This is a genomic window from Pseudomonas sp. LRF_L74 (assembly GCF_965644255.1).
Classification (GTDB): domain Bacteria; phylum Pseudomonadota; class Gammaproteobacteria; order Pseudomonadales; family Pseudomonadaceae; genus Aquipseudomonas.
Genome location: NZ_CBFFRH010000016.1, coordinates 19,528 through 38,618 on the forward strand (window position 1 = coordinate 19,528; position 19,091 = coordinate 38,618).

At 52.9% G+C, this 19,091-nt stretch carries 17 protein-coding genes; 8 read left to right on the forward strand and 9 right to left on the reverse strand.

All coding sequences use genetic code 11. The features are described 5' to 3' along the window. Window position 1: 1 nt before the first annotated feature. The 3 genes from radC to ACSZPK_RS25660 all read right to left on the reverse strand — a co-directional run bounded on the left by radC (window position 2) and on the right by ACSZPK_RS25660 (window position 2,514). Window positions 2-499, reverse strand: a complete 498-nt coding sequence (radC, locus tag ACSZPK_RS25650) for a RadC family protein (RefSeq protein WP_437884453.1) — start codon at window positions 497-499, stop codon at window positions 2-4. Next, entirely contained in the window at window positions 471-1,421 is a 951-nt protein-coding gene (locus tag ACSZPK_RS25655; protein ID WP_437884454.1) for a recombination directionality factor, read from the reverse strand. Before ACSZPK_RS25655 ends, radC begins: the two co-directional genes overlap by 29 nt. An 88-nt stretch (window positions 1,422-1,509) precedes the next feature. Next, window positions 1,510-2,514, reverse strand: coding sequence for a YqaJ viral recombinase family protein (locus tag ACSZPK_RS25660; RefSeq protein WP_437884478.1), 1,005 nt, complete (start codon window positions 2,512-2,514; stop codon window positions 1,510-1,512). Window positions 2,515-2,672: 158 nt separating this feature from the next. Here ACSZPK_RS25660 and vapB point away from each other — a divergent pair, with 158 nt between their 5' ends. Together vapB and vapC are read left to right on the forward strand one after the other, a co-directional pair. Further along, entirely contained in the window at window positions 2,673-2,903 is a 231-nt protein-coding gene (vapB, locus tag ACSZPK_RS25665) for a type II toxin-antitoxin system VapB family antitoxin (RefSeq protein ID WP_437884455.1), read from the forward strand. After that, window positions 2,903-3,307: a type II toxin-antitoxin system tRNA(fMet)-specific endonuclease VapC gene (gene vapC, locus ACSZPK_RS25670; protein ID WP_437884456.1), complete on the forward strand. Its 405-nt coding sequence runs from the start codon at window positions 2,903-2,905 to the stop codon at window positions 3,305-3,307. The genes vapB and vapC overlap by 1 nt, the downstream gene beginning before the upstream one ends. An 85-nt stretch (window positions 3,308-3,392) precedes the next feature. Here the strand turns inward: vapC and ACSZPK_RS25675 are convergent, their stop codons facing one another. Both ACSZPK_RS25675 and ACSZPK_RS25680 read right to left on the reverse strand, forming a co-directional pair. Further along, the gene (locus ACSZPK_RS25675; RefSeq protein WP_437884457.1) at window positions 3,393-4,361 is read right to left on the reverse strand and encodes a DUF932 domain-containing protein; all 969 of its coding nucleotides are present in this window, start codon (window positions 4,359-4,361) and stop codon (window positions 3,393-3,395) included. Window positions 4,362-4,459: 98 nt separating this feature from the next. Next, the gene (locus ACSZPK_RS25680) at window positions 4,460-4,732 is read right to left on the reverse strand and encodes a hypothetical protein (RefSeq protein WP_437884458.1); all 273 of its coding nucleotides are present in this window, start codon (window positions 4,730-4,732) and stop codon (window positions 4,460-4,462) included. 262 nt (window positions 4,733-4,994) lie between these two features. Between ACSZPK_RS25680 and ACSZPK_RS25685 the strand changes: the two genes are divergently transcribed. The 5 genes from ACSZPK_RS25685 (at window position 4,995) to ACSZPK_RS25705 (ending at window position 13,420) form a co-directional block, all read left to right on the forward strand. Beyond that, on the forward strand, window positions 4,995-5,987 hold the full coding sequence (locus tag ACSZPK_RS25685; RefSeq protein WP_437884459.1) for a Fic family protein: 993 nt from the start codon (window positions 4,995-4,997) through the stop codon (window positions 5,985-5,987). 182 nt (window positions 5,988-6,169) lie between these two features. After that, on the forward strand, window positions 6,170-7,651 hold the full coding sequence (locus ACSZPK_RS25690) for an ATP-binding protein (RefSeq protein WP_437884460.1): 1,482 nt from the start codon (window positions 6,170-6,172) through the stop codon (window positions 7,649-7,651). After that, on the forward strand, window positions 7,641-10,406 hold the full coding sequence (locus ACSZPK_RS25695; protein WP_437884461.1) for a Z1 domain-containing protein: 2,766 nt from the start codon (window positions 7,641-7,643) through the stop codon (window positions 10,404-10,406). The genes ACSZPK_RS25690 and ACSZPK_RS25695 overlap by 11 nt, the downstream gene beginning before the upstream one ends. Next, window positions 10,399-11,364, forward strand: a complete 966-nt coding sequence (locus ACSZPK_RS25700; RefSeq protein WP_437884462.1) for a PD-(D/E)XK motif protein — start codon at window positions 10,399-10,401, stop codon at window positions 11,362-11,364. Before ACSZPK_RS25695 ends, ACSZPK_RS25700 begins: the two co-directional genes overlap by 8 nt. Next, window positions 11,357-13,420 (forward strand): AIPR family protein, encoded by a 2,064-nt coding sequence (locus ACSZPK_RS25705; protein ID WP_437884463.1) that lies wholly within the window; start codon window positions 11,357-11,359, stop codon window positions 13,418-13,420. Before ACSZPK_RS25700 ends, ACSZPK_RS25705 begins: the two co-directional genes overlap by 8 nt. Window positions 13,421-13,436: 16 nt before the next feature. Here ACSZPK_RS25705 and ACSZPK_RS25710 read toward each other — a convergent pair whose 3' ends face one another. Continuing rightward, window positions 13,437-13,976, reverse strand: a complete 540-nt coding sequence (locus ACSZPK_RS25710) for a very short patch repair endonuclease (RefSeq protein WP_437884464.1) — start codon at window positions 13,974-13,976, stop codon at window positions 13,437-13,439. Between ACSZPK_RS25710 and ACSZPK_RS25715 the strand changes: the two genes are divergently transcribed. Next, complete coding sequence (locus ACSZPK_RS25715; protein ID WP_437884465.1) at window positions 13,900-15,618, forward strand: DNA cytosine methyltransferase; 1,719 nt, start codon at window positions 13,900-13,902, stop codon at window positions 15,616-15,618. The two genes, ACSZPK_RS25710 and ACSZPK_RS25715, sit on opposite strands and share 77 nt — an antisense overlap. Window positions 15,619-15,630: 12 nt before the next feature. Here the strand turns inward: ACSZPK_RS25715 and ACSZPK_RS25720 are convergent, their stop codons facing one another. The 3 genes from ACSZPK_RS25720 to ACSZPK_RS25730 form a co-directional block, all read right to left on the reverse strand. After that, window positions 15,631-16,698, reverse strand: a complete 1,068-nt coding sequence (locus ACSZPK_RS25720) for a DUF262 domain-containing protein (protein WP_437884466.1) — start codon at window positions 16,696-16,698, stop codon at window positions 15,631-15,633. Then, window positions 16,695-17,360: a hypothetical protein gene (locus tag ACSZPK_RS25725; protein ID WP_437884467.1), complete on the reverse strand. Its 666-nt coding sequence runs from the start codon at window positions 17,358-17,360 to the stop codon at window positions 16,695-16,697. The genes ACSZPK_RS25720 and ACSZPK_RS25725 overlap by 4 nt, the downstream gene beginning before the upstream one ends. A gap of 240 nt (window positions 17,361-17,600) precedes the next feature. After that, complete coding sequence (locus ACSZPK_RS25730) at window positions 17,601-19,070, reverse strand: tyrosine-type recombinase/integrase (RefSeq protein WP_437884468.1); 1,470 nt, start codon at window positions 19,068-19,070, stop codon at window positions 17,601-17,603. Window positions 19,071-19,091 lie beyond the last annotated feature (21 nt).

The following is a 19,091-nucleotide window of genomic DNA, read 5'->3' on the forward strand; positions in this document are numbered from 1 at the left end:
CTCAGAGATCGCCCTGTTCGGCCAGTGAGATGCAGCCTTCGCGGCCGACGATGATGTGATCCAGGGTTCGTACCCCGACCAGGTTCAGCGCTTCCTTCAGCCTGTGCGTCAGGTTGCGGTCTGCCTGGCTAGGTTCGGGATCGCCAGATGGGTGGTTGTGAACCAGGATGGCGGCTGCGGCGTTGTGCGCCAGAGCGACCTTGACCACTTCGCGTGGATAGACGCTGGTGCCGTCGAGGGTGCCCCGGAACAGCTCGTGAAAGACGATCACCCGATTCCGGTTGTCGAGCAGAAGCAGGGCGAATACCTCATGCTCGTAATCAGCCAGCAGCGCCTGCAGGTGGCTGAATACTTCCTTCGGCGAGCTCAATGCTCGCCCCCGGCGCAGACGCAGATTCGCCAACTGCCGGGCCATCAGCAGGATATCGGTTTCGCTGACCGGTGACTCGACCACGTAGGTCCCGGTCGGTTCAGTGGCCTTCAGTTTGTGCAGGCGCATGATGAGCTCCTTGAGGGTGATCGGTCGGAGGGATGTGGCGTTGGGCTTGCGCGTCCAGCTTCTCGGCCAGGCTGGTTTTCGCGGAGCGCTGGCGAGTCTGGATGGTGGGAGATGGGGCTTCTTCGGTGGGATAGAACTCCTCGGCAATGGCACCAGCGTCTTCCTCGCTGTCCTCGAAGGCGCCATTGCCGAAGCCACGCTGTGCCGCCTCATCCAGTGCGACCTGATCGAAGCCAGTTGCTTGCCGCTGTGCATCGAGCTCACTGGCGGCTTGCAGCGCTTCGGCCATGTCCAGGCCACCGCGTAGCGTGAGGTCGACGTAGAAGATCGGCGTGCCGTGGCTTTGCCGGGTGGACTTGCCGCGCAGGCGCAGCTCCAGCGGCAGGCACGCCAGGCGGTTGCCGGAGATGGCCTGGAGGTAATGCAGGCGAGCTGCCAGGGTGCGGATGCTGTTGAAGCCAGTCGTGCGGAACACGAAGCTACCCAGCGGATCGTCATCGCCAATGACTACGTTCAGCCGACCGTAGGGCTTGCAGGCATTGCCTTTGGCTAACGGGCAGGCGTCCGGCGAGGGACAGGGCAACGACTGCATGCCATCCTGAGTGACCCGTTTGCAGGTCTCGCCATTGCCCACGCACAGCGGCCGTCCGGACTGGCGGTCGAACAGCGTGTAGTCGGCGCGAAAATTCAGCTCGGGTTCGTTGAACAGCAGGCGTACCGGGATGCTGCGCAGCTTGTCCTCCTGGGATTTGCGCAACTCGTCGTTGAGCGGGTGCAGCAGCCAGCCATCCTTGCCCTGTACCTGAGAGGTGATGGTGAACTGGTCGTCTTTCTCCGGCAGACGCTTGCCGTTTTTCTCGATGACTTTGCCGATGGCAATCCGTCCGAGTATCGGCGGAGTGATAGCCAGACCTTTGAGCATGGTGGTTCTCCTGGAAATGAAAAAAGGCCAGCCATGCAGCGCGAACTGCATGGACTGACCAAGGGGGAATGGTTGCGAGGTATTGGATTCAGCCGACCAGGAAGCGCCGCGCACCGGGCTTCAGCAGCGGGTATTTGGCTTGCAGGTAGGGTTTGTCCTGGAGCAGTTGAGCGACGTCGAGACCGATACTGTCCTTGGCTTTGCGCCAACTGACGTAGCCGCTGGAGAACTCCGCCCGACTGGCATCGCCCATGGCCTGCTGTAGCATCTGCTTGAGCTCGGCCTCGCGTTTTTCCTTGTCGGTAATCGACTGGCGCACGGTCTTGAGCTCAATGAAGGCAGCGATCAGCCCTGCATGGCTGCTGAAGTCGACGACCTGGCCGTTGTCCTCGGGATAGAGGGCGCGCAGGGCGAGCTCGGCCGAGGCGCTGCCGTCGGCGGGTGGCGGTGTATCCGTTTCCACGTACTGCCAGAAGCGACGTTCCAGCTCGATCAGGCGCGCGATCATCTGCTCGTCCCGCTTGATACGGTGGATTTCCAGCGTCTGGCCACCGAGCAGCACCGCCACGTCCGCTGCCTGTTTGCCGGTGACGGCGAGCTGGTGCATCACTTGCAACTGCACATACTCGGGGACGCCTTCTTTCCAGAGGCGTGCCCCGTTTATGCCAACTGTTTTGCATTCCAGGATCTGCACCTCATCCGCGCCAATAACCTCGCGATCAATGTTGGCCAGCATCCAGGGCAACTCCGGATCGGGATGCTGCAGCACGGCGTTGATGCGACGTACCTTGTGCTTCGTGCGCTTGCTGTAGTGCCAAGCCACGATGGGTTCCAGCACGTTGCCCCAGTACATCGGGCTTTCCTCGTCATGAGGGTCGGCTTTCGGCAGCTTGGCGTCGCGGCCGGTTTTCTCCATCCACAGTTCCAGTTGCGATTTATAGGGATTGAGGCCGACTGCGGCCGAGGCGTCAGAACTGCCGATGCCTTGCTTGCGCACGGCCAGCCAGTCTTCGCGGGGCAGTTCCTTGGTGCTGATCAGGCGCAGGGCAGGGCGTTTTTTGCGGGTACTGCTGTTCAATGAGGAGGCTTTCATCATGTTTCTCCTGCGGACATAAAAAGGCCCAGCCAGCACAAGGCTGACCGGGCTTTCTAGGGTGGTAGTCAGATGGGGAGTTTGGGATATGTCATTGACATATCCCTTGTTGTCGCTATTGTGGGATATACATAAGACATATCCCTTGGAGGTGTTCCATGGAACAAGGTGCCGTTTTTCAGAGCAACCGCAGCCAGGCGGTGCGTCTGCCCAAGGCAGTAGCGCTGCCCGAGGATGTGAAGCGGGTGGATGTGGTGGCGGTGGGGCGTGCTCGAATCATCACGCCGGCAGGCGAGGCGTGGGATAGCTGGTTCGATGGCGAGGGCGTGACCGCTGACTACATGGCGGAACGCGAGCAGCCTGTAGATCAGGAGCGGGAAGCGTTCTGATGCTGAAGTTCATGCTCGATACCAACATCTGCATTTTCACGATCAAGAATCGCCCCGAGCAGGTACGTGAATCCTTCAAGCGCTATTCGGGACAGTTGAGCATCAGTACCGTAACCCTGATGGAACTCATCTATGGCGCGGAGAAATCCTCTAACCCTGAGCGTAATCTGGCTGACGTTGAAGGTTTCGCAGCGCGGTTGGAGATCCTGCCATACGACAAACAGGCAGCTGCTCATTCGGGTCAACTGCGTGCTGAACTGGCCCGTGTTGGCAAACCAATAGGCCCGTACGATCAGATGATTGCAGGGCACGCCCGCTCCCAGGGATTGATTCTGGTGACCAACAACCTTCGTGAGTTCGAGCGGGTACCCGGATTGCGTGTTGAGGATTGGGCAAGCACCTGAGTGAAAACGCCCGACCAACGCGGAGTCTCTGAACAGCGCCCGGTCACCGGAAGGATGCTCGGGCGCTTGGTTTTCAAGGCCGTTATCAAGCAGCAAGACGCAACGCAGCATCCAGAGCACGCTGCTTGATCTGCGCCCCCTGGCCGAACCAGGCCGAGTCCAGGCGATATTCGGTGCTGCGCGCCCGGCGCTCGTGATCGACGAACTCGGTCACGGCGTTGAGCAGTCCCCAAGCGGTGCCGCGAGCCGACTCCAGGTTCGAGCCACGACCCCGGCCTTCGTACCGCTCCTGTACCTTGCGCAGGGCGCGTTCGTTCGGTAGCACTTCCGGCAGGGCGCCGGTCGGCGAGGTTTCGCACAACACATTCATGAAGAAGCCCAGGGCCTCATGCCACTGCACCTTGCGTTCGGCCAACGCACGCATGCGATACATGAAGTCGTCCCATTGCGATACGGCAATGCCGAGTTGTTTCTTCACTACCTTGGCATCGAAGCGGGTGTTGTGCGGCACCTTGATCGCCCGAGTAGTGCCGTCCAAGGCGACGGTCAGGGTGTTGTTGCACACTACGCGCACCGTGGTCGGGGTTGCCGTTGTTGCCAGGGTGCCGTCGCAGGAGGTGGCCAGCAGCAGGTAGCCGTTGACCTGATCGTTACCCTTGAGCGCAGCACCTTGACCGGTACGCGCGAGCGCCCAGAACTTGCGACCGCCCTTGAGTACCCCTGCAGTCTCCAGCTCGTAGCCGGAGACCTCGGTGAGATCGCGGTAGAACTCCAGGACGTCCCGTGGTTGCACCACTTGGTAGCGTTGTGAAACCACGGAGAGTGGTGCTTTGGTGTCCGAGCGGAAGAGCACCTTCTGCTCGGGGAAGGAATGAATAGCGCCCAGGTGGCCGACGGCATCGGACTTGAAGTGAACGGGGCTTTCCAGGATTTGCCAGTCCATGCCGGCTTCACGCTGCCAGACCTCGATGGGCTGCTTGCGCGGTAGATTGTTGCCCAGGCCATGCCAAGGAGTTTGGCCGACATAGGCCATGTGTTCGATTTGATGAGCCATGGTGAATTTCCTTTGAGCAATAGTCGGCATAAAGCACTGCGCAGGAGCGCAGCGCTAACCGGGAGTAGTAGGGGGACGGAGGAGGAGGGTGAGTCGGATCAGGCCGGCAGGTTGAAGCGGTGCCCGCAGATCAAGCAGAGGTTGTTGGCGAGCACGTGACGATCCAGCTTGTCACCGAGCTGGGCACCAAGGGCACAGCCACCGACACCGCCAACGAGGCCGCCAAGGATTGCCCCCGATACAGAGCCGAGGGTGATGCCCAGCGGGCCAGCAACAGCACCAATCGCTGCGCCGGCCTGACCACCGGCCAGGGCTGCACTGGCGCCACGAGCGGCACCACCTACAGCACCGACCGCTGCGGTGATCTTCATTGCATGGTGGAGTGAAGCGACTTTGGGGGAGTGACAGCGAGGGCACTGCAATGACATGGTTTGAGACTCCAGGGTGGGGATGTCATTGCAGTGATGTAGGGCTGAGAATTTTTCGAATCGAATGGCTTCGCCAGCATTTCGCTAAGACCGCTAAAGGCTACTCAAATGAGCGTCGTGGCAAGATTTATGTGCTAGCTGAACAATGTGACCGCAATGTGCTACATAGTGCGATCCTATCCTTCAAACTACGATCAGCTAGGAAATGAGCCAATACCAACCACCGTTGACGATGACGCCACATATGTTGACGTTGGCGACAGAGATCGGCGAGCGTGTCGGGCTTTTGTCCGCTTTGCATGAAGGCGCGTTGACGCCGCAACTGCGGCGTGGTAACCGCATCCGTACTATCCAAGCGTCCCTCGCTATCGAGAACAACACGTTAAGCGTCGAGCAGGTCACTGCGGTGTTGGGTGGCAAACGCGTGCTCGGTTTGCCGCGTGAAATTCAGGAAGTGCGTAATGCCTTTTCAGCCTACGAGGCGATGCCCGAGTGGCAACCGAGTTCGCGTGATCATTTGCTGTCAGCCCATGCGCTGCTGATGCATGGGCTGATCGATGATGCCGGTAGCTATCGGCGCGGTGGTGTAGGCATCTATCGAGGGGAGCGTTTGCTGCACATGGCGCCACCGGCTAACCGGGTTCCGCAGTTGATGGATGACTTGCTGGCATGGCTGAGCCGTTGCGAACTACATCCACTGATCGCTAGCTGTGTGTTTCATTACGAGTTTGAGTTCATCCACCCCTTTGCAGATGGCAATGGGCGGATGGGGCGCCTATGGCAAACCTTGATACTCAGCCAATGGCGAGCGGTTCTTGCATATTTGCCAGTCGAGAGTGTGATTCGTGAGCAACAGGATGCTTATTACGAAGCATTGGCTATTTCTGACAAGGCAGCAGAGGCGACGCCCTTCGTTGAATTCATGCTGGCAACCTTGCGGCAGGCGTTACTTGAAGGTGTTGTAGGCGATCAAGTAAGCGATCAAGTAAGCGATCAAGTAGCACGCTTGCTGCAAGCGCTAGCGCCAGGTGAGACTCTCAAAGCCAGCGAATTGATGCAGCGTTTGGGGCTGGCGCATCGTCCGACTTTCAGCAACAACTACCTCAAGCCTGCCCTGGCAGCTGGCTTGATCGAGATGACCGACTCTGCGTCACCGCGTAGTCCCGCGCAGAAGTATCGGAAAGCTGGGCCAACCTGAGGACTAAGTCGCTTATAGAGCCTAGACATCTCTTATCGCTGCAGAATCGACAGCTCTCTTAGGGAGCAATCGGCTTGATGTGATGGCACTTTGCTCTTAAGCATGTTTATAGGCCAGTGTGTTCCGGCTAGTGTTGCAGTCGATTTGTAGTCTTAGGATGTAGTTCTAATCTAGGAGGGTAGATGAAGGTCCCGAATCCGCCTTTGGCAAAGGATCTGATGGCCACCGCCAGAAGCTTTGGTAGTTATGATCTGGCGGCTGCTCTGGCTGATCTCATAGACAACAGCATCAAGGCCAAGGCAAAACGGGTTGAAATCAGCTTTTTCCCTTTGCAAGACGACGTGATTGTAAGAATCAGGGATGACGGCCTTGGAATGAACAGGCAAGCGCTGATGGCTGCCATGCGACCTGCGAGTGCCAATCCACAAGCCGAGCGTGAGCCCGATGACCTTGGCCGATTTGGTTGGGGGCTGAAATCGGCGTCTCTATCCCAGGCTCGGGTTCTGACCGTCGTGTCGTGGCAGGCAGGCTCCCTGACGGCTGCTCGATGGGATATCGACGATATCGATGACTGGAGCATGGAGGTCCATGAAGGGAGCGACGCGTTGCCCCTTCTGGAGTGGCCTGTGGATACGCAGTCAGGGACAGAGGTGATTTGGACTCGCTCGGATAGGTTGCTGGATTGGGACAACTGCCATTCGGTCGACGAGTCGCTCACTCCCAGCATTGCTCATGCGATGCAAAAGCTCTCTCTGATCTTTCACCGTTATCTTGCCGGTGAAGGGGGTCGGAGGCTGCTCATCCTTGTAAACGGTCGCCCGCTAAGTCCGGTCGACCCCTTCATGACCGCTCATGACGCTACGCAAACGTTGGATGCTGAGAGCATTCCTATGCCGAATGGCGAGCAGATCAGTATTCAGCCGTATGTACTTCCGCATTTTTCCAAGCTCTCAACGGAGGAGCAGGCGCTGCTCGGTGGCCCGGAAGGTATGGTTCGGAATCAGGGCTTCTACGTTTATCGGAATCGACGTCTGATTATCTACGGAACTTGGTTTCGGATTGTGCCTCATGGTGAGCTTACTCAGCTGACGCGTGTAAGAGTTGATTTGCCAAACTCGTTGGATGCTGATTGGCGAATCACAGTTGATAAGTCGGACGCACAGTTGCCCCCTGTGCTTAAACGCCGTCTGCAGGAGGTTGTCAGGCGGTTCAATCAACGCTCTGTGCGCGTTCACAGGAACAAGGGGATTTCCTTGGATCGTACGGCTGTTCAGCCTGTTTGGCGCCGCTACGTAAAAAATGGGCAAGTCCGTTATTTAGTAAATAGAGACCATCCGATGGTAGCGCAGCTGCTCGGAGTTTCGAGTGTTGCTGAAGAATTTGATGGGGTACTCCGTTTGTTGGAGTCCTATTTTCCTACTGATCTGTTTCTCAAGGATGCTGCGACTGGGGTGAGCCAGTGTTCAACTTCTACAGAGGATTTCGATGCTCTACTGGATCAGTGCATGATCAATTACTTGCAGGAATGTGATGGCGCTCCGGAAGTAGATGGTTTCTTGAATTTCATTGCGCGAGTCGAACCGTTCTCGAATCAGTGGGCTTACACGGAAAGCTATGTCCGAACAAATACAGTCAAGAAATGGGGGGTAAAAAATGGAGTTTGATGCCAGCCTGAACTATCTCCGTGTCGAGATAGATAAGAGGACAAATGGACGACTTCCTGTTCCTCAAGGGTTTTTGGATGATCATGTTCGCAATGTTTCTGGCATAAGGGTTCTATTGAGTGACGATCTCAAGGCGCGACTAATCCGGCATCTGGAAACGATTTATGGTACTCAGCAAGGTACCGGTCATGTGCTGAAAACTGACTTTCAGGAGTGGTATCCAAATAGAAAGGCGGATATTCAGTCCTATTATTGGCGCAGACTAAACAAGTACTGGGTTGATTATTCTGTCCTGCCTGTGCAGGTTGTCAAATCTATCGATAAAGTGACTGATGAGATTCTGGGGTATCTCGGGGATCCGCAAGAGGAAGCAAGCTGGCGCCGTCGTGGCTTGGTGATGGGGCATGTTCAGTCTGGGAAAACCACGAATTACTCGGCTCTGATAGCCAAGGCAGCTGATGCTGGCTATCGCATTATTGTTGTGCTTGCTGGCTTGACAAGTTCGCTTCGGTATCAGACCCAGGTAAGGCTAGATCAGGCCTTTGTGGGAAAATCCTCTCTGGGTGACAAGTTGGTTTCTGAGATTTATCCGATCTCAAATGTGTTGAAGGGGATGGATGACGAAAGTCTAAAGCAGCGTCAGCCATTTTGTGGAACCACGCAGAGTGGTGATTTTAGTGTCAATATTATCCGAGGGATTACTGCTGAAGAAGGTAATTTTGCTGGCCCCATTCTTTTTGTAACCAAGAAACATGAAAAAGTATTGGAAAGTTTGGCCTCTTGGTTGGGGGATCTCAAGCCAGGAAGCCCTCTTGATGGCCCTATGCTCCTCATTGATGATGAGGCAGACAATGCTTCTGTCAATACGTCGAAAGATCCGAAAAAAACCACGCGCATAAACTCTAGGATTCGCGAGCTACTCAAATGCTCTCGTCGCTCATCGTATGTTGGCTATACGGCTACTCCCTTCGCTAATATTTTCATTGATCCAGATACTGAACATGAGATGCTCAATAGTGATCTTTTTCCAGAGCATTTTATAAAATCCCTTGAGCCTCCGGAGAATTACGTAGGTGCTGAAAAGCTATTTTCAGAAAAAGCCGAGTATTTTGAGTCCTGCGTTCGAGAGATTCCGGCAGATTATATTGATTATCTCCCTCTTAAACACAAGTCTGGTGATGTGGTTCTGGAATTGCCTCAAAGCCTCAAAGATGCGTTGTATCAGTATGTTCTCGCTAGAGGGATAAGAGTTTTGGATGGTGAGGGGCATAAGCACTCGTCCATGCTAGTGAATGTGAGCAGATTCAACGCGATTCAGAAGCAGGTCCATGACTTGTTGTATATCCTTTTGCAAGACGTGACTGCGGCAGTTGATGCATGGGCATCAAGCGCAGCATGGCCTAGTTCTCCGACTATGGTGCAGTTGTACAATATTTGGCTTGCAGAGTTCTCGAATCAGGTTGACTTTGGTTGGGATGATATACGGGGTGCCTTGAAGAGAGGGTTGGCACCTATTGAAGTAAAGCTTGTTAACATGAAAGGAGGTGGGTTGGATTATAATAAGCCGCCGGCATCGGGCATTCATGTAATTGCTGTTGGTGGACTTGCATTGGCGCGTGGCCTGACCTTGGAAGGTCTTATCATTTCCTATGTCTTGAGAAATGTGGGTGCCGCTGACACTCTCTTGCAAATGGGGCGCTGGTTTGGATACAGGGATGGGTACGCGAAAATCTGCCGGATCCATGCAACTGAGGAAATGTTGGGCGATTTTCGTGAAGTTAGTGAGGCAGTTGAGGAACTGAGAAATGACCTCGTTCGTATGGAGCGTATGAAGGTCACTCCGAATGAATTTGGACTTAAGGTTAGGCAAAGTCCCACGGGGATAGCAATCACGGCAGCAAATAAGATGCGCGCTGCAAGGTCTGTGGTCATGGCTGTGGACTTGTCGAGTCGACATTTGCAGGCCTACGAGCTTTTTAATGATAAAGGCACAAATCAGAAGAATGTTTCTGCAGTTGAGTCTCTGGTAGAGCGTCTCGAGGCTGAGTATAGCGAGAGTCGTGACTTTGACGATGGGGCTCTTGTGTGGACCAGAGTTAGTGTTTCCTTGGTTCAAGATCTTCTCAAGAGGTTTGAGTTGCCTCAGCTTGAGTTTGCACATGGCCAAGGCGATTCTAGCCTAGTACTTGATTATATCGCTGATCGTGCATCTGGAGAGCTTGCATGCTGGGACGTTGCGATCCCGTTTCGCCGAACTGGCGAGATCGGATTGAATTTCCCATTTAAAGCGAGTGAAGGGAAAAAAATATACTGCCGGAATCGTAAGTCTGGTGTGACAAAGTCTGATGATCCAGATGTGATAAAAATTACCGCTAATCATGTTGTGGCAGATGCTGCAGAGTTCGATTTACCCTACGGAGAAAGGCAGCGCATTGGGGATGCTCTTAGCGAGCTGAAGGAGAAAAACCCAAAGGCCAGCCCCGAGAAATTGCATTTGATGGCGCGAACTCGACCTTTGCTTTTGATTCATGTCATCGCGTTTGGTCTCAAGGAGACTACGTCTAGGGATTCAAGTAGCAAGAAAGATCTCAAATTCGATCAAGATGCACCAGTTGTTTCTCTTAGTTTGGCGTTTCCAAAAACGGAAATTTCTGCAAAGCCGCGAGAGTATTTTGCGACTAGACGCTTAACTGAATTGATGCAACGGCAGCGCGAAGAACTTGAATCGGATGAGGATTTTGACAGCGATGAGTGATTTTAACGCCAAGTGGGATGAAGTTGCTCACCTTGGAAGGGGAGCAGGGCGCTTTCGGGTCTGCCCCGACCATCATCTAGACCTCTTCATCGGCTATACCAGTGCAGGCGAACGAGAGTTCACTCTGGAGTCTTCCGTCGCTGCTCTTGACGAAGCTGTATTGCCTGAATTCGAGAATATCTATGTGACTCAGCAAGAGTCTTCCGGCGTTCGAAGTCTCACGCTATGCCTCACTGACCATCAACTGAAGGATCTCTTCTCCATCATTTGCTGCGATCTGGCAGAGGCTTCTTCAAGAGCTGAAACTCCCGCAGGAGCTGCCGGGGTATTTGGCCTTCGGCTTGGCCGATGGGCAGATCTGCTTCGGCGTGGACTGTCACGCCAACTGTCATTCAAAGAGCGCTTGGGATTAATGGGCGAGCTTTGCATGGTGCTCTGGGTTATCGACAATTGTGGGGTCGATCCGGTGGTTGCCGTGCGAGGGTGGCGTGGCCCAGACGGAGATACCAACGATATTGGTCTCAACCATATTCGCATTGAGGTGAAGTCGCAGCTATCAACCCAAGCTGGCCTTATTCGGATTTCTTCGCTTAACCAGTTGGACAGTGATGGGCGTGAGCTATCTATTGCTCTGCATCGCTTCGTGGCAGCCGGGAGTGGTATCAGCTTGAAGTCGCTGGTCGACGAGATTGTGTTTGGGCTTGCTGGTAATTATGCCGGATTGATGGAGTTTCAGCGGAAGCTGCTCTTGCTCGGATACCAACAGGACGCAGCATACGTAGACGAGACCTTCAATCTGGATAGCACCAGATTCTATCGAGTTGGCGAGGGTTTCCCTCGGTTGGTCCCGTCAACGGTGCCTGAGGGAGTTGTCAGGGCACAGTACGACATCGCTTGCGATGTCATCGACGAATATCGAATAGAGCAAATGGAGCTGGAGGCTCTGGTGCATGGCTGATCTCCAAGTCGAGTATGACGAACTGTTGGAAGAGGTTCGCATAGGCAGTGTTGCTGATCATGAGCTACAGATAACCGAGTTCTTTCGAATCTATGCCGCGCTTGCTGCAGAAAATGGCGACACACCCGATTTGGAATACTGCCCGATACTCAAGGAGGGGCAGGGAGGCTATCGAGTCGACGGATATGCGCTGGATCTGCAGGGGGAGGGGATTGATGAATCTGGTGATTTGTATCTGGCGGTCTGCGACTACCGTCAGGATTATAGCCTGACTTCGATCAACAGCCGAGACGTCGAGAAGGCTGTCAGCGGGGTTGAACGCTTCTTTCAATTGGCTTTGGATAGCAAGTTTCTTCAGGGGCTGGAAGAAGCGAGCCCGGCCTTCCAGTTGGCCATTCTCATTCAGCAATATGGGAATCGCATCAGACGCTTGCGGGTGATTGTTTTCACCAACGCGCATCTGAGAGTGAAAAAGAGCGCCTTCGAGACTAGGTCGCTAGCGACGGTAACGTTGCATACCAACGTCTTGGATCTTGAGCGGTATGTGAAGATTTCGTCGACGGGCTCTGAGCCTGTGGAAATCGATTTCGCTGAGGATTTTGATGGCGCCATCGAGTGTCTGCCGGCGTCGACAGGGGCAGACAACTACCAGAGTTATCTTTTCGCTATTCCAGGAGTCGTCCTAGCCAAGGTATTTGCCATATATGGAAATCGACTTCTTGAGCAGAATGTGCGGACGTACCTCCAAGCCCGGACAGGGGTTAACAAGGGGATTCTGAAAACAATTGCCGAAGAGCCAGGCATGTTTTTCGCTTACAACAATGGGCTTACCGCGACGGCATCGTCGGTTGGTACGCATAGGCTGGAAAGTGGAGCGTTGGTAATTTCTCAGATCAAGGACTTCCAGATTGTCAACGGCGGGCAAACCACTGCATCTTTGCTCTATGCGCGAGACGGGCAGGGAAGGGATCTGAGCCATGTATATGTCCAGGTCAAGCTCTCCGTGGTCGATGAGAAGCGCCTGGAGGCGGTGGTGCCGCGAATCTCCGAGTATGCGAATACGCAGAACAAGGTATCCCTAGCCGACCTGGCGTCCAACAGCCCCGTACAGATCAGAATCGAGCGATTGTCCAAGGAAATTTCAGCGCCTCAACTGGCGGGTGCATTGCACAGCAGCAAATGGTTCTATGAGCGAGCGCGTGGTCAATACAAGAATCTCTTTGCGTACAAGTCCACTTCGGAGCGTAACAAGCTACAGCTTATCTATCCAAAGGCGCAGGTGCTTACCAAGACAGACCTGGCCAAGTATGAGCTTTCCTTTGAAGGACGCCCGCACCATGTGAGCGAAGGGGCTCAGAAGTGCTTCACCCGATTCACCAATACGGTGCTGGTGGGGTTCGGTGACGGTTCCAAGGCTAGCGAAACCTGGTACCGCAGAACCGTTGCCAAAGCTTTGCTGTTCATCAGGCTTGACGAAGAGGTGCTGAAGTCAGGTTGGTATCAGAGTGATCGTGGTTACAAGGCTCAAATCGTTACTTATACGGTTGCTGCTTGCGCTCAGGGTTTCCGTGATTCTGGTATGCAAATCGATTTAGATAGGATCTGGCGGGAGCAAAGCGTGCCGGAGGGCTTGCTAGGATGGATGTTCACAGAGGCTTGGCGGGTAGCGGAAGTACTGAAGTCTCCACCGGATAATGTCAGGAACGTCTCCGAGTTTGCCAAGCGTGAATTTTGCTGGGAACAGCACATCAAAGGGCGCGTCGGCATCCCCGATGCCTCCGTCAAGCAGTTTGGCGTTTCGATGCAGGAGTACGTCAACGACACCAAGCTGGGAGCCAAGGAAAGCGCACTGAACCAAGAGCTAGATTTTGATGTTGCACTCGCTGGCTTGTCCTCCAAAGCTAAGGACATCATGGCCCTAGCCAAGCAGAGCGGCATCGCATCTCCCAAAAACATGGACGCTCTGAGCAAGCTCGCCGCTGGCCGGATGAACCTTTCAAAAGGGGAGAAGGGGGCGCTGAAGCACCTTCTGGAGCGTTTGGATATCCAACACTAATTGAGCTTTTGGAGAGTCATGGTTCAAGGCGACGGGAGTCAGGAAAGGCGGGCCAGGAGACGAATTTTTGATTACAATCCCGCACCGTTTCCAGCAGCCAATTCATGTCCATTTCCGGTCCGCGTATCCCGCATTCCCATAGCTCGAAGACACGCCAGCCCCGCTGTAGCAAATCGTTGCGGGTTCTGAGATCCCGCTCAACGTTCTGGTCGAATTTCTGCTTCCAGAATTCGGCGCGAGTTTTCGGGGTGGTGGCGTACCTGCAGCCAGGGTGCCTATGCCAGAAGCAACCATGAATGAAGATGCAGACCCGATAGCGGCGAAGTACCACATCTGGTTTCCCTGGAAGATTTTGCTGGTGCAAGCGATACCTGAAGCCATGCCGATGCAGAAACCTTCGAACCTTCATCTCCGGGGATGTATTGCTGCCGCGGATGCCAGCCATCATGCGAGACCTGACTTCACTGCTGACTATGTCCATGACTGAAACCCAGATTCCACTGCTGCCTCCTGAAGAAACTGATCTTAATGATAGCGTGACAATAGATCGCCCCATTCAGGTCGTCGACCTGTTCGCTGGCCCGGGCGGGCTTGGAGAGGGTTTTGCCTCCTCCGGAGATGGCGATCGATTCCGGATTCTTGTGTCCGCGGAGGCCGAACCCTTGGCACGAGAGACGCTGAAGCTGCGAGCTTTCTATCGCCTACTCAAGCGTGAAAACCCTGACTGCCTTCAGGACTACTACAATTATTGTAATGGTAAGACCAATAAACCTTACTCGGATAAAAGTGAAGCCCAGTGGGACGAAGCGGATCGTGAGGCTCGACAGATAAAGCTGGGCTCTCAAGCAGGAGACAAAGAGCTTGACGATGTTCTAAAGGAGCATCTTGATAGAGATCATCCTTGGGTGCTGATCGGGGGGCCGCCCTGTCAGGCGTACTCTATGGCGGGTCGAGCACGCAATCAATCCAAGGCGGATTACAAGGCTGAAGATGATGATCGACACTTTCTCTATCGAGAGTATCTTAGAATACTCAAAGAGTATCAGCCCACTGTTTTCGTAATGGAAAACGTCAAAGGAATACTTTCTTCAAAGGTGGGGGAAGAGAGAATCTTTTCCCAGATTCTGAAGGATCTTTCTGATCCTCATAGAGCTCTTGGTGAGCCCGAATCTGGTCGGCGATACCGTATTTGTTCCCTAGTAGATCCACAATCGTTCGGGCCTACAGAGGATATTGAAAAAATTGATCCTCACGCATTTGTAATCAGATCTGAAAAATACGGTATTCCGCAAGCTAGGCATAGGGTAATTCTGCTGGGTATTGCTCTTGATGAGAAGGGAAAAATACCTAAGCATGACTTGCTTAATGAAATTGATGGTCGCGTGAGTGCTGGAGAGGTATTAGGGGGGCTACCAAAAATTCGTAGCAGACTGAGTCGTGGGGGGGACGATACAGACGCTTGGTATGATGAGGTAATTCGCCAGCTTGGCGAGCTTAGAAGTGAGATAAATAAAGAATCGGAAAAAAAACTCGCGCCGAGAATGGATATTGCTCTAAGTGCTCTATCATCTAGGAGGCTAGACGTTGGGGCGCTACGTGTGGCTCGAACAAATAATGATGGCCAGACCGGTATTGGGCCCTTGGATGCGTGGTATCTCGATGAGAAGCTCGAGTACTGGTTGAATCATGATGCTCGCGGACATATGCCTTCTGATCTGCGTAGATATGTATTTGCTTCCACATACGCTCAAGCACATAAAACCTCGCCAAAAGGACATCTGCAATTTTTTCTGTCGGGGCTCGCGCCTGCGCATAAAAATTGGGAGTCCGGAAAGTTTAGTGATAGATTCCGGGTGCAGCTTGAGGGGCAGCCTGCGACAACTATAACAAGTCATCTTTCCAAGGATGGTCATTATTTCATTCATTATGATCCAAGTCAGTGTCGCAGTCTGACTGTGCGCGAAGCAGCCCGTTTGCAGACGTTTCCAGATAATTATTTTTTTGAAGGGAACAGGTCTCAACAGTTTCAGCAGGTAGGTAACGCAGTTCCTCCCTTATTGGCCAATAAAATTGCTTCGATTGTTTTTAGCTTGGTGTCTAGAATGCCAAGGAAATTTTCTCGTAGAGTTGAAGGCAGGCTCAAGCTCGGAAAGAGGAAGAGAGCACTCGATCTGGCTGAATCTGATGAGAGGGGCTGAGAGCCCCCTTTTTTATATTTCGCACTCTTGGATTATTTTGTTTATATAGTCACCTCTGAGGGCTCTGGCTCGAGTTCCATTTACAGCCTCTGTTGCGGCCAACTTGTAATCTGTGGGAAGGTTTTTTTCAAATTCTTTCAGTTTTTCTGAAAGTTTTTCTGGTGCTATCTTTTTGTTTTCTTGAATGGCTTGGCAAAGGCAAACTATTAAGGTGAAAATATTCGCTTTGTTTAGCCAATATGTTTTTCCGGATGGTTTTGTGGCTAGTATTAATTTTGCCGCATTTTCAATGAGGTCTACGATCTTGTCTTTTTCGTTGAATTCGTATGCATAGTCGTCTAGCAGATCGTTTGTTTTTTCATTTCTGTTGAAATATCCGGCTATTAGTGTGGACATTATATTTAGTGTGTGCATCAGGTGAACCTTTCTTGAAAGCTCCCTGGCAGTGAATATTCTTTTGTCAAGAATTAACTTTCTATATTTTTGGACTTTCTTGGGGGTCGCCCATTTTATAAATGAATCTGGAATGTTGGGGTCGATATGAAGTTCTGACTCGGCTTCGTCAGGAAAATATAGCTCGTCCGTAAGAAGCTTTCCTACACACATAAACTCAGAAGAGGAGTACTGGGTGGAGGCCTTTTCTATAGAGGTGAGGGAGTTTGAGGTTCTGTTGATTCGCTGGAATATCTCAATGATTTTCGGATCGTCATTTTCTAGGTCTAGCTCAATGACGGCTATTTCATATTTTAGGAACTCAGATTTTTCCTCGTCCTTCAGATCCTGATAGTGGCTGCCTTCTATCTCGAATACTCCATCAATGAAATCTACAATCGCGTTTGTACGCTGCTGTCCGTCAACAATGCATGACGTTGCCGACATGTTTTCTACGTCCACCTTGCCTTTTGATATAAAAATTTGTGGAAAAGGTAGGCCGAGAAGAATTGTCTTGACAAAGTCTTTTTTGTGAATTTCGCGCCAGACCAGATTTCGTTGAAAATATGCGTCAGGTATCAGTCTCTTGGATTTTACTTCGTTAACGAGAGTTAGGAGTGATATGGATCTTACTCTGTAGTCGATCATATAGTCTTCCCTTTTAGTTCTTTATATTTTTCTATTAGCTGGGATTGCTTTAATTCAAAAATATATTCACTGGAATATATTCCTGCATTTATTGATTTGAAGAGGTGGAGGTGCTTTGAGCTTAGTCTTCCAAAAAAATTATTCCAATTGGTTTTTTCTGAGCACTTGGGCATAAGATCGGGGCGGAATATACCTTTTGCCATGTATTTGTAGAATGAGTTGTAGGTTGGTTGTCCGTGTGCTCTGGGGAAGCGGGTAAGGTCCGAGTAGTAATTTGTGGCTTCTGCTGATATCTCCATATATCTCAAGAAAAGCTCTTGATTGATTATTGCTATGTCTAGGTCGGATGTGCCGGGTGTAAAAATGTTTTCTTTGTGCAGGCTGTGTCTTGTCTTTGATGAGCCGACAATTTGTATGGACAAAAACGGTATCTTGAAGAAATTTTTAATTTCTTCAAGTATGTCGAATTGAGTGTCTTCTATGTTTTTAAATGCTGCGGTTGGGTAGGCTAAGAATATTTTCCTGGCTATGGCGTCGTTGGGGATGTTTCTTTTAATACAGCTGTCTAGGCTTCTGATGTGATCGATTTCTAAATTTGGGGTGGGATGTGCGGAGGTGTTTACTGTAGTAGAGAGGGTGGAGCTATCTTCTTTCTGTTTCATACGCAACTTTCCCTGTTTCATAAGGCTCGAGGCGCAGCTATCATTTTTGAACTTGTCGACTAGGCCGTTCACCTGGAGCGTAATGTCATCGTTTCGCTCACTTGCCTGCCGCATCTAGATCTTCCTTCGGATGGTAGCTGATTTTGAATATGAAAGTCTGATCGTGCCTATCTCAAACTTTCGTGGAGCGATGAAAGCTTAGGTGTAAATTTTCAGAGCTGGAATGGCGTAAGAGCTTTATTAGTAGACATCGGAGAATTTTTGTGTTTTGGATGGTGGCAGATTGGGAGGTGCAATTCTAGTGGTGTCGAGGGACGTCTGATCGTTCGCGGTACTTAGGATTGCTTCGATACGCTCACCTAGTAGTTTCCATGCATCAGTTTTTTCTTTCGCGTAATCATGGTGCAGGTAGTGTCGTCGAACTTTTGAGCCACCTAACAAGTGGTTCTGGCAGCGGTCGATAATCTCCAGTGTTACGCCGAGCTCCTGCATCATGGTGGCACCAGTGCGCCGCAAGTCATGTGGCGTCCATTCCCCTTTGGTGCCCTTGCTCAGCACTAGAGAATCGTCATTGTGGCGACCAGTAAGCGGCTTGCTGCGGTTTTTGAAGCGGCACTGCCGGTCACCGATCAGCTTGCTGACTGTCTTGGTGTCGACGTGGCTGCTCTCGTCCTTGCTGGGGAAGCAGAACGGTGTATGGCCGGTTTCATCTTTCAGGCGCTTGAACTGGTTCAATGCGAAAGGCGCCAGGAACACGTGGTGATCCTGGCGCTTGCCTTTGTGCCCTTTGGTGGCCTCGGCTGGGATGAACCAGGTGCCTTTTTCCAGATCGACGTGGCGCCACTCGGACTTGAGCAGCTCGCCGATGCGGCAGAGGGTACTCAGGCAGATCCACACGGCGCATTGCACGCGTGGATTGACCGGGCGGATGCCGGAGTATTTCTGGCCGGCGGGGAGGGTGTCGTAGTCGCGTTCGAGGCGGGCGAAGATGTCGCGTAGTTCGCGGATTTCGTCGGGGGAGAGGAGGCGGTCGCGTTGTTCCTGGTAGTCGTGGTCGAGGAGTTTGTTGACGTCCACCAGGTCGGCTGGGTTGCCGTCGGCCATCAGGCCGCGCCAGGGTTTGCGCTTCTCGGCCCAGCGCAGCATCTGGCCGATGTCGTTGTTGCGGATCACGACGGTGCGGTTCAGGCCGCGGGCCTTGACCGAGCGCAGGACGGCGAGCAGGTCTTTCTCGGTGAGGTTGCGCAGCGGCTTCTTGCCAATGAGGGGCAGCACGTCCTTGGTGAAGCTGCGGCGCAGTTCGGCGTTGCCGTCCTGGCGGGATACGCCGTCGTGCATCCATTCTTCGAAGAGGTCGGCGACCGTCTTGTTCTCCGCGGCTTGGCGTTCGGCCTCAGCGATGGTGGCGGCGATGGCGGCCTGGGCTTCGATCTTGGCGGCCTTGCGGGCAGTGGTGGGATCAATGCCTTTGGTGACGGTCGCTCTGACTTCGTCGCGCTCGGCGCGGATCTGCGCCAGCGATTTCTTGGGCCAGCTGCCCAGGCGGTGATCGCGCTTGGCTCCATCGAGTTTGAACTCGTAGCGAAACAGGACGGTGACGCCGCGTACACCCGCACGCACCTTGGCGACCAGGCCGCCGTCTTCGCGCAATGTCTTGCCGTCATCGGCCGAGGTGAGCGCTTCCAATTGCTTCGCCGTCAGTTTTGCCACTTCCTACCCCTTGCCTGATTC